The organism is Pseudomonas sp. BSw22131 (assembly GCF_026810445.1).
Classification (GTDB): Bacteria; Pseudomonadota; Gammaproteobacteria; order Pseudomonadales; family Pseudomonadaceae; genus Aquipseudomonas; species Aquipseudomonas huanghezhanensis.
Map to the genome: position 1 here is coordinate 1,197,561 of NZ_CP113949.1, position 12,840 is coordinate 1,210,400.

The following is a 12,840-nucleotide window of genomic DNA, read 5'->3' on the forward strand; positions in this document are numbered from 1 at the left end:
GGTGATCCGGGAGGGGCCTGTAAATGCGGACGATTCTGTCAGAGTCCTTTGCGTATGAGAATATTTATCATTAATATTGCGTTCTTTTGTTTCAACTCCGGCAAAGTCCCACCGACATGCCGTCATCAGGACTCAACACTCGATGTCGATTCAGACAAATTCTGTCGAAATCACCTACACGCCATCGAGGATCGCTCACTGATGGAGAGCGTTTCATCAGTCAGGCGTAATCCTGGCAGGGCCAAGCGCGGCGGGGTTTCCTTGCGCTGGCGCCTGGCTGTAGCGTTCCGGGTGCTGGCTGCGGCTGTGGGCGGCTATCTGGTCGCGGCGCTTTTCAGCGTCTGCCTGGCGCAGTGGCTGCCGTTCACTCGCGCAGAGTCTGTCGTGCTGGCCATGACGGTGTCGTTTCTTGCCTGGCTACTCGTGGCCCTGTGGTGTTTTGCCTGTCGCAGCGTCGTATTGGCCTGGTTCGGTGTCTTGCTGCCCGCGGGCGTGTTCGCCAGCCTTTATGGCATCGGGCGGTGGCTGTCGTGAAAGAAGGATTTCGTCAGTCCATGGCCTGGCTGCACACATGGGCGGGCCTGGTGTTCGGCTGGTTGCTGTTCGCGATATTCCTGACGGGCACGTTGTCGTATTTCAAAGATGAAATCACTCAGTGGGCACAGCCTGAGGTGCAGCTGCGCGACGTTGCTCCAGGCGATAGCCTGGATCATGCGCAACGCTGGCTGCAACAGAACGCGGCGGATTCGCCACGGTGGTTCATCAACCTGCCGGACGCACGCTCACCCGGTTTGACGGTGATGTGGCAGAAGCCCGTTCGAGGCTTCGAAAACAAAACCCTCGACCCACTCACCGGCACTGAAACCAGCGCACGGGAGACCAAAGGCGGCGAGTTTTTCTACCGTTTCCATTTTCAGTTACAGATGCCTTATCCGTGGGGGCGCTGGCTGGCGGCGATCGCGGCCATGGTGATGCTGGTCACCATGATCAGCGGCGTCATCATTCACAAAAAGATTTTCAAGGAGTTCTTCACTTTCCGGCCGCGCAAGGGACAGCGCTCGTGGCTGGACGGGCATAACGCGGTGGGTGTGCTCATCCTGCCGTTTCATCTGATGATCACTTACAGCAGCCTGGTGATCTTCATGACCATGGTCATGCCAGCTAGCATTCTCACCGCTTACGGCAGCGACACGCAGACGTTTTTCAACGACCTGTTCCCTTCGCAGAAGCCGGTGCAAGCGTCGGGCAAAGCGGTACCGCTGGCGCCATTGCGGCCGATGATGGACACCGCGCGGGAGCACTGGCAGGGCGCGTCGATCGCGCGGCTGGTGGTCAATCGGCCGGGAGACGCCAACGCAACGGTGACGTTCGAGCGCGGCAGCGATGACCGCATTCTTTACGAGCCAGGGTCGGGCATGACGTTCAGCGGCACCACCGGCGCAGTGGACGGCGAAAGCGTCATGACCGCCGCGCCGCTGATGTTGGCTGGCGGTTTGTACGGCTTGCACATGGGGCATTTCGCAGGGCCTGTCTTGCGCTGGCTCTACTTTGTATTCGGTGTCGGCGGTACGGCGCTGATCGGCACCGGGCTGGTGATGTGGCTGGGCAAGCGCCGCCTCAAGCACGCGATCAGTGGCGTGCTGCCCTTTGAATTGCGTCTGGTGGAGGTGCTGAACGTCGCCAGCATGGCCGGACTGATGCTGGCCGTGGGCAGTTTTTTCTGGGCCAATCGGCTGTTGCCGGTCGGCCTGGTCGGACGCGATGGCTGGGAGATCAACGTCTTCTTCATCATGTGGGGCCTGGCTTTGCTGCATGCCCTGCTGCGCAAGGGCAAAGCGGCGTGGCGCGAACAACTGGGGCTGGGCGCGCTGCTGTTTGCCGGTCTGCCGCTGCTCGATGCACTGACGGCCTGGCCTTATCTGGCGGCAGCGGTGCGCGAAGGGCACTGGGCAATTCCGGGGGTGGACCTGACGGCGCTGGTCACCGGGTTATTTCTTGGCGGGTCGGCGTTGAAGTTTCGCACCGGGCGGCAAAAAAGCATCGCGAGCAAGCTCACACACGCCAGCGGCACGCAAAAGCTGCATCTGGCTGACGGCCGTGGGAGGGAGCTTGCTCACGAACTCAACACTTCCCGTCACGAGGTGCATTGATGCTCTTGACCACGCTGCTGTGCTTTGTCGGATTCAGCGCGCTGAGCCTGTCGATGAGCCGGCATTACACGGACGCCATCGGCGGCAAACTTGCACCCGGGCGGCGCCAGTGGCTGCGTGTACTGGGCTGGGTCGCGTTGCTGTTTTCGCTGTGGGCGGGGATCGAAGCGGGCGGTTGGGGGATGGGGCTGGTGCAGTGGTCCGCATCACTGATGATCAGCGCGATGGCGCTGTTGATCGCGCTGTCCTGGCGACCCCGTCTGGCTTTATTGCTGGCGGGTATGGCGCTATTGATCAGTCCGGTCGCCGCCATTAGCCAGTGGTTGGCCTGACGTGAGCCTGATGACCTCACCAAACCCGGACACTCCGGAGCCTCGTCAGCCCTGTGCGCAGTCAGAGTTTTCCAACGGCAGTCGTGCGCATTTTCTCCAGGTGTTTCTGTCCCAGCGGCTGCAAATGGAGGCGCTGGTCAGTCGACGCGTGGGATGCCGGGCAACGGCAGCCGATCTGGTACAGGATCTGTTCGTGCGTTTCTGGCGTCGTCCGCTGGTTCAGGTGGAAGAACTGAGCACCTATCTGCTGCGATGCGCGGGCAATATCGCCATTGATCATCTGCGCAACGAGGGCACGCGCGCGCGGCTTAGCGAGGAATGCATGACCCAGCCGAACGACGTGGTCGATGATCAGCCCCATGCCGCGCTGGAAGCCGGCAACGATCTGCGGCACGTCGAGGCTGCACTGCGCGGGCTCCCGGAAAAAACCCGGCAGATCTTCCTGCTCAATCGCATTCACGGGCGTAAATACGCCGAGATCGCCAAGGTCATGGGGCTTTCTCAAAGCGCGGTCGAAAAACACATGATGCGCGCCTTGCAGGCCTGCAAGGCGAGTCTTGCGCATGACGCACCGCCGGCCCGTGGCCTGCGTGGCAAGTCACAGGATGCCCGTCGATGAATGCGTCGCCTGCGCGTGTCAACGTGTCGCCCGATCAGCACGCCGCCGCGCTGGCATGGCTGGGCCGTCTGCATGGTCGGCCGAGCGCTGGCGATCAGGCCCGGTTCAGCGAATGGCTGCGCGCCGATCCCGTGCACGCCGAAGCCTACGCTCAGGCGCAGGTGGTGTGGGAGTTGACCGAAGAACCCGCCCAGCGCCTGGCGCGTGAAAACGCCGCGTCACTGGATGTGCTGCTCGCTGCGATGGATGCGCCTGAAGTGGCGCGCCACCGTCGCAGGGTCGCGCCCTGGTCAGCGGGTTTGGCGATGGCGGCGTGTCTGCTGCTGATGGTCAGCGTCGGCATGGGTTGGCAGCCGCAGCGTTGGGCAGATGATTTCGGTGCCGACTATGTGTCGGCACCGGGGCAGGTGCGCACCGTTACGCTGGCCGATAAGTCTGAGGTGACGCTGGATGCCGACAGTGCGATCGCCGTGGATTTCAGAATCGGTGAGCGCCACGTGCAACTGCGTCGCGGCGCGGCGTTCTTCCATGTCACGCACACCAATGAGCCGTTTGTGGTCGACGCGCATGCCGGCCATACCCGGGTGATGGGCACCCGTTTCGAGGTCCGCCTGCAACCGGTCGGCGCGCAGGTGACAGTGCTGTCGGGCAAGGTCGGTGTGAGCGCGGTGGGTGATCAGCCGCAACAGGTTCTGACGGCCGGGCAACAGGTGCGTTATGACCAGCTACTCACCACGGTTCCTGCGTCGGTCGACAGCGAGAGCGCTCTGGCCTGGCGTCAGGGCTGGCTGAATTACTACCGCACGCCGCTGGCCGATGTGATCAGCGACTTGAGCCGGTATTACCCCGGCCGCATTGTGTTGCTCAACGACAAACTCGGCGCTACCCGTGTCAGCGGCAGCTTCCCCAGCAACGACCCTGAAGCGATATTGGCCAGTTTGAAATCTGTGGTGGGTTTTGAGCAGTACGCGTTGTTGGGGCGCGTGATCGTGCTGCGGTGATGACCATGATCTGCAGACCTTCAGAGATGACTGGAGAGAGGGAAGCGCGTTGAGACACTGGATCGGTGGAGGCGCATTCGCGCTCTGGAGCCTGTGTGCACAGGCCGCCGAGCCTACGTTCAGCTTTTCGATTTCGGCCAGGCCCTTGCCGCAAGCGCTCAGTGAGTTCACCCGTGTCACCGGGTTGAGCGTCGTCTACACCCAGGAAACGCCCTACGCGATCAATGCTCCCGCACTCAACGGCGCATTCAGCCCGGAACAGGCGTTGAAAACCCTGCTGGGCACGTCCGGACTCACCTATCGCCGCGCAACCCCGCACACCTTCACCCTCGAGCCTGTCGCGGGTCAGTCAGGTGCGATCACGTTGCAGGCAACGAATATCGATTCGCGGGTGCAATCGCCCACCCTCGATCAACCGCCATCCGCCAACTCGGTCTCGCGCTCGTCGGCATCGACGCTCGATACGCCGCAAGCCATCAGCGTGGTGCCAGCTCAAGTGCTGCGCGACCAAGCGCCGCGCAACCTCGACGATGCCCTGAGCAATGTCAGCGGCGTCACCCAGGGCAACACGCTGGGTAGCACGCAAGACACGCTGATGAAGCGCGGTTTTGGTGATAACCGCGACGGGTCGATCATGCGCGATAGCATGCCCGTGGTGCAGGGCCGCAGCCTCAATGCCACAGCTGAACGGGTCGAAGTGCTCAAAGGCCCTTCGACCTTGTTGTATGGCATTCAGGACCCGGGCGGCGTGGTCAATGTGGTCAGCAAACGTCCGCAGATGACGGCCTATCACGCACTGACCGCACGCGGTTCGACCTTTGGCGACGGTAAAAGCGGCAGCGGCGGTACGCTCGACAGCACCGGGCCGCTGGGTGAGCCGGGTCAGGAGGGGCAGGGCTTGGCTTATCGCCTGATCGTCGATCATGAAGACGAGGATTACTGGCGCAATTTTGGTGTGCATCGCGAGTCGCTGGTGGCGCCATCGCTGGCCTGGTATGGCGATACCACGCAGTTACTCGGCGCTTACGAACACCGTGAATTTGTCTACCCATTCGATCGCGGTACGGCCATTGATCCCGGCATCGGTCACCCCTTGGACATTCCCGCCACGCGTCGGCTGGACGAGCCGTTCAACAATATGGAAGGGCGTTCGGATCTGTATCGCTTCGAGGCCGATCATCAATTCGATGACAACTGGAAAGGCCATCTGGGGTACAGCTACAACCGCGAAACCTACGACGCCAGTCAGGTGCGGATCACAGCGGTCAATCCGGCGACCGGCACGTTGACCCGCTCCATGGACGGCACTGGCGGCGCACTGAGTACCGACCGCTTCACCACACTGACAGTGAGCGGCAGCCCAGAGTGGCTGGGGATGCAGCACGATGTACTGGTGGGCATCGACGACGAGTACCGCAAGATTTATCGCGGCGAGCTGATTCGTCAGAAAAGCCAGACCACCTTCAGCTACGTGGATCCGGTCTACGGTCTGGAAACGCAGGGCAGCACTATTAGCCTGCCCGACAGCAACCAGAGCGATGTGCTGCGCAGCGATTCTGTGTTCGCGCAGGACTCGATCCATCTGGACGAACACTGGATTTTGGTGGCGGGCGCGCGTTTTCAGACGTACGACCAGCTCGCCGGTAAAGGACGGCCGTTTACCGTCAATACCCATCTCAACGGCCAAAAGTGGATACCGCGCGCGGGCCTGGTGTACCGCGTCGACGATGAACTGTCGTTTTACGGCAGTTACACCGAGTCGTTCAAACCCAATTCCAGCATCGCTGCGCTGGCGGGTGGCACGACGCTGGACTCGGGCACGCTGCCCGAGCAGGCCAAATCCTGGGAACTGGGCGCCAAGTGGGAGGTGCCGGGCGGGATGAGCGCCAATCTGGCACTGTTCGATATCAAGAAACGCAACGTACTGGTCGCCAATTTCGATTCGCTCACGGCGTCCACTGTTTACAGCACCGCGGGGGAGGTGCGTTCGCGAGGGCTTGAACTGGATGTCAGCGGGGAAGTGTCCGAACGCTGGAGCATGATGGGCAGCTACGCGTTGACCGACGCTCAGGTGACGACGGACCCGTTGCTTGAGGGCAATCGTTTGCAGAATGTACCCAGGCACAGCGGCTCATTGTCGGCGGTGTATGACGTGGGTTCAGTGATCGGTGGCGACCGTTTGCGGCTGGGCGCGGGCGCGCATTACGTCGGTGAGCGGGCGGGCAACCCGGATAACGACTTCAGCCTGCCCGGCTACACAGTCGCCGACGCGTTTGCCACTTATGAAACAAAACTCGAAGGACAGAAGGTCGAGATTCAGCTCAACGTCAAAAACCTGTTTGACCGCACGTATTACAGCTCTGCGGTGAGCCGGTATTTTGTGTCGATAGGCGATGCCCGGCAGATACAGATCGCGACGACCCTGGAGTTTTAAAGGGCACCTGCAGCTCTGACATCAAACACTTCGCGCCCATCGCGGCCTCGCCCAGGCTCGTCAACTCCTACAGATTTTGTGGCGTTTGCCAGATTTGGCTCGCGGTCAAGTCTGTCCCGGGGAGTGGGCGACTCCTACAGACTGTGGCTCTGTAGGCGCGAATTCATTCGCGCGGCTATGGGGCGGGTTCAACGCTCAGGGCCCGCTTCGCCAACAATTGAGCACTTACGGCCTTGCGGGGTGCGTCAGGCGAACGCCAGCCGATAGGCGCCCGGCGTTGCGCCAACGGCCTGCCGAAAGCGGTTGCTGAAATGGCTGGCACTGGCGAAGCCGCAGTCCATGGCGATTTCGCCGAACGCCAGACGCGTGTTGCGCAGCAGTTCACGTGCGCGAAACAGACGCCGCGCCAGCAGATACTGATGAGGCGGCAAGCCGAAGCTTTCGCGAAACATCCGGGCAAAATGGTATTCGGACAACGCACACAACGCGGCCAGTTGCCCCAGGCTAAGTGGCTCGGCCAATTGGTTATCGATGAACTCGATCAACTGACGCCGAAGGTGCGGCGCCAGCCCGCCTTTCAAGCGCAGACCGTCGCGCTTGCCCACTTGATTGAGGACCGTGTGGCTGAGCATTTCGTGCGCCAGGCTGCTGGTCAGCAGGCGCTCGCCAGGCTCGTTCCAGTTCATTCGTATCAGCTGCTGGAAGCGCAGGGCTTGCGGTGCATCCTCCAGAAACGTGGCTTCGCGCAGTGCCAGTTCACGGGGTTCCTTGTCGAGCATCGTCACGCAGGTGAGTGCGAACTGCTCAGGGCTGATGTACAGATGCGCGAGGCGGATTTCGCCGTTGATAACCCACGCTGATTGATGACCTGCGGGCAGAATGCACAGTTTCCCCGGCGAACCTTTGTTGCCCGGCTGGTCGCGCCGAAACGTGCCCAGACCGCCGTCGATGTAGCACGACAGCGTGTGGTGACTAGGCGCCTGATATTCCTGGGCGTCGTGCCGGTTATTCCATAACGCCGCCACCGTCCCGTCGCCCAGCGAAGCGCTCTGCTCAAGTTGAGCATTGGGCGAGCTGTTCAGGGACTGAAACACCTGGAGGGTTTCTAGGGGCGGCATGGGATCTCGGTTCGGGTGTGTTTCTGCAGGAGCCAGCTTGTTGGCCAGACGGATTACGCGCTGATCACCCAGGCCGCCTCGCGAGTAAATTCGCGCCTACAAACGGGTTAGAAGCATCCTACGCTGTAGCGCCCACGCTGCCAGCCACCTGCCGATCAAATGCGCAAGATTGTGCAAGTGCGCGACGAGGCGGTTGTCCAGACTGGCGCCTCATCAAGGAGCCCGCCATGAACCTCTCGCTGTATCTGCTGACCGTGTTGATCTGGGGCACCACCTGGATTGCCTTGAAACTTCAATTGGGTGAGGTGGCGATCCCGGTTTCCATCGTTTACCGCTTTGGACTGGCGGCGTTGATCCTGTTTGCGGTGTTGCTGATCAGCCGCAGACTTCAACCGGTCAATCGTCGCGGACAGCTGATTTGCCTCGCTCAGGGGCTGTGTCTGTTCTGCGTCAACTTTGTGTGCTTCTGCACCGCGAGTCAGTGGATCCCCAGCGGGTTGATTGCGGTGGTGTTTTCCACCGCTACGTTGTGGAACGCGCTGAATGCCCGGATTTTCTTCAAGCAGAAGGTCGCACGCAACGTGATAACCGGCGGCGCAGTGGGGCTGGTGGGATTGGCCTGCATGTTCTGGCCCGAGCTGTCCGGCCATGCCGCGAGCCCCGAAACCCTTCTCGGTCTGGGCCTGGCGCTGTTGGGGACTTTGTGTTTTTCCGCAGGGAACATGTTGTCCAGCCTGCAACAGAAGGCCGGATTGCGCCCACTGACCACCAACGCTTACGGCATGTTGTATGGCGCGGCGATGCTCAGCATTTATTGCGTGATCAGCGGCACGCCATTCGCCTTTGAGTGGAACACGCGTTACGTGGGGTCGCTGTTGTATCTGGTGATTCCGGGGTCAGTGATCGGTTTTACCGCCTACCTGACGCTCGTCGGGCGCATGGGGCCGGAGCGCGCGGCGTACTGCACCGTCTTGTTCCCTGTGGTGGCGCTGAATGTCTCGGCGCTTTTTGAGGGCTACCAATGGACCACGCCGGCATTGATGGGGCTGGTACTGGTGATGGTTGGAAACGTGCTGGTCTTCAGAAAGCCCAAAGCGCTGGTGCCGGTGGGGGGCAAGCTGGCGTGATCTCTCTGTAGGAGCGAATTCATTCGCGAGGCGCCATAACGGTTTTGGCCGAAGAGACGCCTCGCCAACAAGTTGGCTACAGAGATTGTGCGTTCCTGATGGCGCGATCAGCCTTTCCAGACCTGCTGATTCACCAGGTCCTGCGGCTTCTCGCCCAGCAGCGCGGCGCGCAGGTTTGCGTAGGCGCGGTCGGCCATGGCCTGACGGGTTTCCGTGGTCGCGGAGCCGATGTGCGGCAGTGTCACCGCGTTGCTCAGTTGGTAGAGCGGCGACTCAGCCATTGGCTCTTTCTCATACACGTCGAGCCCGGCGCCGCGAATCGTCCCGTCCTGCAGCGCCTTGATCAGCGCCGGCTCGTCGACAATTGGCCCGCGTGCGATGTTGATGAGGATTGCGCTTTTCTTCATCAGCGACAGCTCGTGCGTGCTGATCATGTGCTGGGTCTTCTCGCTCAACGGCACTACGAGGCAAACAAAGTCTGCTTCTGCCAACAGTTGATCCAGCGTCCGAAATTGTGCGCCCAGCTCTTGCTCGACCTCGGTCTTGCGGCTGTTGCCGCTGTAGATGATTGGCATGTTGAACCCCAGACGACCGCGACGCGCAACCGCTGCGCCGATGTTGCCCATGCCGACAATCCCAAGCGTTTTGCCATGCACATCGGTGCCGAAGTGCGGCGCCTCAATGCTGCGTTTCCAGTTGCCGGCTTTGGTCCAGGCGTCCAGTTCGGCGACGCGGCGGGCGCTGCTCATGATCAATGAGAAGCCCAGGTCGGCAGTGCTTTCGGTCAGCACGTCCGGGGTGTTGGTCAGCATGATCCCGCGTTCGCTCAGGTAACCGACGTCGTAGTTGTCGTAACCGACCGAGATGCTCGACACCACTTCCAGCTGCGTGGCATTGGCCAGTTGTTCACGTCCCAGCGCACGGCCTGCGCCGATCATGCCGTGGGCGTGCGGCAGCGCTTCGTCGAATTGTTGATTGAGGTCGCCTTTTTTCGGATCGGGGATGATCACGTTGAAATCTTGCAGCAGGCGCTCGGCCATTTCAGGGGATACGCGGCTGAAGGCAAGGACGGTCTTTTTCATCGGATAGCTTCTCTCGGGCGGTTCGGATGGAAAGTGCGTAGCACGCTAACATTCTTGCCGCAGGATTGGCAGCGGGAGGCGGTGCCTTGTCCGATTGTGGGAGGGAGCTTGCTCGCGATGAGGCCGGTCCAGCTGACAGATCTTTGTCGGATCTGGTTTTTATCGCGAGCAAGCTTCCTCCCACACAAGCAGTTGCTTAGTCGTCAGACCGACTCAAGCAACGCGTGCGTCTGCAAATCCGCTTCGTGCGCCGCCATGATCTCCGGCAGTGAACCGCGCAGGTATTCGACCCACGTCTTGATCTTTGCATCCAGGTACTGGCGCGAAGGGTAGATGGCGTAGAGGTTCAGCTCATGGGAGCGATATTGCGGCAACACCCGCACCAGCGTGCCGTTTCGCAGGCCTTCGATAGCCGAATAGATCGGTAAAATACCAATGCCCATGCCGCTGCTTATCGCCGCTGTCATAGCATCGGCGGAGTTCACCAGAAACGGCGAACTGGCGATGGTGACCATCTCCTGGCCATCCGGACCATCAAATGCCCATTTCTCCAGCGGAAAAACCGGGCTGACCAGCCGCAGGCACGCGTGATTCAACAGGTCCGCTGGTTTATGGGCCATGCCAAACGCTTTGACGTAAGCGGGCGAGGCGCAGACGATGCTGTACGTGATGCCCAGGCGCTGAGAGACGAAGCCCGAGTCCGGGAGTTCGCTGGCCAGCACGATCGACACGTCGTAACCCTCTTCGAGCAAGTCCGGCACGCGGTTGGTCATGGTCAGGTCGAACGAGACGTCCGGGTGATTACGTCGATAACGCGCAATAGCGTCGATCACATAATGTTGGCCAACGCCGGTCATCGAATGCACCTTGAGCTGTCCGGCAGGGCGCGCATGGGCGTCGCTGGCTTCGGCTTCGGCTTCCTCGACATAGCCCAGAATCTGTTCGCAACGCAGCAAGTAGCGCTTGCCGGCTTCAGTCAGGGCGATCCGTCGTGTGGTGCGGTTGAGCAACCGTGTTTGCAGGTGTGCTTCAAGATTGGAGACTGCACGCGAAACGTTTGCGGTGGTGGTGTCCAGCTGAACTGCTGCCGCAGTGAAGCTGCCCGCTTGTGCTACGCAACTGAAGGCGCGCATGTTTTGCAGAGTGTCCATTGGCCGTTCTCTGGTGAGATAGCAAATTGTGACATGAAGTTACTTATCCGTGTCAGCCTTGCCGCAGGATTATCCTCCGTTCGGTAACAAAGAATCACAAAACTCCCCGCTTATCGCCGTCCCGGACGCATCCTAGAATCGCGGCTCGATTCATGCCCCCTTTCATCCAGGTAATGCAGCTGTGCCGCGTCGCATCATCAGAGTGCTCAAGCCCCTTACTGTCTGGGGCTTATCGTTAGTTATCAGCGGCTGCATCGGAACGGGCGGGATTGCACCTCAAGACAGCGCATTGCCAGCCAATGCGCTGGCCACCGATGAGGCCATCGAGCACGCCGCGCAAGATGCTCACTGGCCCGCAGGTCAGTGGTGGCGAGCGTTTGGCGATGATCAGCTCAACCACTGGATCGACCTGGCGGCGCTAGGCAGCCCAAGCCTTGCGATGGCGGCGGCACGTGTGCGTCAGGCGAAGGCCATGGCCGGGCTGGCTGAATCTGCAGAATCGCTGCACATCAACGCCGACAGCACCTTCAAGCGCCACAACTGGCCGACGGATCAGTTCTATGGTCCGGGTGAGTTATCGAACACCAGCACGTGGGACAACAATGCGTCGCTGGGTCTGAGTTATTCCCTGGACCTGTGGGGCCGCGAGAGCAACAGCACCGAGCGTGCGCTGGACCTTGCACACCAGAGCGTTGCGCAGGAGCGGCAGGCGCAACTGGAGTTGCAGGACAATCTGGTCCGCGCCTACATCCAGTTCTCGCTCAATTACGCCCAGCGCGATATCGCTCAGGCAACGCTGACCCAGCAACAACAGATGCTCGATCTGGCTCAGCGCCGTTTGCAGGGCGGGATCGGCACGCACTTTGAGGTCAGTCAGGCTCAGACGCCACTCCCGGAAACCCATCGCCAGATCGACGCACTGGAGGAAGCGATTGCCCTGAGCCGCAATCAGATTGCAGCGCTTGCCGGCAAAGGCCCGGGGGAGGGCGCGCAGTTGCGACGCCCGACATTGTCGCTGCAAGCGCCGTTGACGTTGCCGTCGGTTCTGCCGGCCGAGTTGCTGGGGCAGCGTCCCGATGTGGTCGCGAGCCGCTGGCGCGTGGCGGCGCAGGCGCGGGGAATTGACGTGGCGCACGCTGGTTTTTATCCCAACGTCGATCTGGTCGGCAGCCTCGGTTACATGGCCACGGGCGGCGGCATGCTGGAGTTTTTGGCTGGCAAGAAATTCAACTACAGCGTTGGCCCCGCCGTCACGCTGCCGATCTTCGATGGCGGGCGGCTGCGTTCAGAGCTGGGCGAGGCCTCGGCTGGCTATGACGAGGCCGTTGCGCAGTACAACCAGACACTGGTGAATGCGCTCAAAAGTATTTCAGATCAGTTGATTCACCGTGCCTCGATGGACAAGCAGCAACGGTTCGCCGATGAGTCGGTGGCGGCTGCGCAGAAGACCTATGACATTGCGATGATTGCGTACAAACGCGGGCTGACCGATTACCTGAATGTGCTGAACTCGCAGACGCTGCTGTTTCACCAACAACAGGTGCAGCAACAGGTGCAGGCCGCGCGTTTGACGGTGCATGCCGAATTGGTGGTGGCGCTGGGCGGTGGCTTGATGGCGGGCAATGACTCGCCGGCTGACGACAAGACCGTCGCGCCCAAGCCGCCCGCTATATTGGCAGTGTTTGAGCGGTGAAGCAGATAGAGACCTGTCGCCGGTCACGGCGTCATCGCGAGCAAGCTCCCTCCCACAGTGTGCACGCAGTGCCCGCTTTATCGGCCAGCGCAAAATTCAATGTGGGAGTGAGCTTGCTCGCGATGCAGTGTGC

General features: G+C 61.0%; 11 protein-coding genes. 8 read left to right on the top strand and 3 right to left on the bottom strand.

What is annotated here, in order from left to right; translation table 11 throughout:
* Positions 1-201: 201 nt before the first annotated feature.
* Genes OYW20_RS05365 through OYW20_RS05390 form a run of 6 tightly spaced genes read left to right on the top strand, consistent with a single transcriptional unit; the run spans position 202 to position 6,536 of the window.
* Positions 202-534 (top strand): DUF3649 domain-containing protein, encoded by a 333-nt coding sequence (locus OYW20_RS05365; RefSeq protein ID WP_268799689.1) that lies wholly within the window; start codon positions 202-204, stop codon positions 532-534.
* Positions 531-2,150 (top strand): PepSY-associated TM helix domain-containing protein, encoded by a 1,620-nt coding sequence (locus tag OYW20_RS05370; RefSeq protein ID WP_268799690.1) that lies wholly within the window; start codon positions 531-533, stop codon positions 2,148-2,150. The genes OYW20_RS05365 and OYW20_RS05370 overlap by 4 nt, the downstream gene beginning before the upstream one ends.
* Entirely contained in the window at positions 2,150-2,482 is a 333-nt protein-coding gene (locus OYW20_RS05375) for a DUF3325 domain-containing protein (RefSeq protein WP_268799691.1), read from the top strand. Before OYW20_RS05370 ends, OYW20_RS05375 begins: the two co-directional genes overlap by 1 nt.
* A 7-nt stretch (positions 2,483-2,489) precedes the next feature.
* Positions 2,490-3,101 (top strand): RNA polymerase sigma factor, encoded by a 612-nt coding sequence (locus OYW20_RS05380; RefSeq protein WP_408005500.1) that lies wholly within the window; start codon positions 2,490-2,492, stop codon positions 3,099-3,101.
* Positions 3,098-4,102 (top strand): FecR family protein, encoded by a 1,005-nt coding sequence (locus OYW20_RS05385; protein ID WP_268799693.1) that lies wholly within the window; start codon positions 3,098-3,100, stop codon positions 4,100-4,102. The genes OYW20_RS05380 and OYW20_RS05385 overlap by 4 nt, the downstream gene beginning before the upstream one ends.
* Positions 4,103-4,151: 49 nt before the next feature.
* The gene (locus tag OYW20_RS05390) at positions 4,152-6,536 is read left to right on the top strand and encodes a TonB-dependent siderophore receptor (protein ID WP_408005467.1); all 2,385 of its coding nucleotides are present in this window, start codon (positions 4,152-4,154) and stop codon (positions 6,534-6,536) included.
* Positions 6,537-6,781: 245 nt separating this feature from the next.
* Here the strand turns inward: OYW20_RS05390 and OYW20_RS05395 are convergent, their stop codons facing one another.
* Positions 6,782-7,654 carry a helix-turn-helix domain-containing protein gene (locus OYW20_RS05395; protein WP_268799694.1) on the bottom strand — a complete coding sequence of 291 codons (873 nt, stop codon included), beginning with the start codon at positions 7,652-7,654 and terminating at the stop codon, positions 6,782-6,784.
* Between the two features lie 227 nt (positions 7,655-7,881).
* Here OYW20_RS05395 and OYW20_RS05400 point away from each other — a divergent pair, with 227 nt between their 5' ends.
* Positions 7,882-8,781, top strand: a complete 900-nt coding sequence (locus tag OYW20_RS05400) for a DMT family transporter (RefSeq protein WP_268799695.1) — start codon at positions 7,882-7,884, stop codon at positions 8,779-8,781.
* Between the two features lie 107 nt (positions 8,782-8,888).
* Here OYW20_RS05400 and OYW20_RS05405 read toward each other — a convergent pair whose 3' ends face one another.
* Both OYW20_RS05405 and OYW20_RS05410 read right to left on the bottom strand, forming a co-directional pair.
* Positions 8,889-9,863, bottom strand: a complete 975-nt coding sequence (locus OYW20_RS05405) for a 2-hydroxyacid dehydrogenase (RefSeq protein ID WP_268799696.1) — start codon at positions 9,861-9,863, stop codon at positions 8,889-8,891.
* Positions 9,864-10,066: 203 nt separating this feature from the next.
* Entirely contained in the window at positions 10,067-11,014 is a 948-nt protein-coding gene (locus OYW20_RS05410) for a LysR family transcriptional regulator (protein ID WP_268799697.1), read from the bottom strand.
* Between the two features lie 181 nt (positions 11,015-11,195).
* On the opposite strand from OYW20_RS05410, the gene OYW20_RS05415 reads away from it, so the two are divergent.
* Entirely contained in the window at positions 11,196-12,707 is a 1,512-nt protein-coding gene (locus tag OYW20_RS05415; protein ID WP_268799698.1) for an efflux transporter outer membrane subunit, read from the top strand.
* Positions 12,708-12,840: the final 133 nt, after the last annotated feature.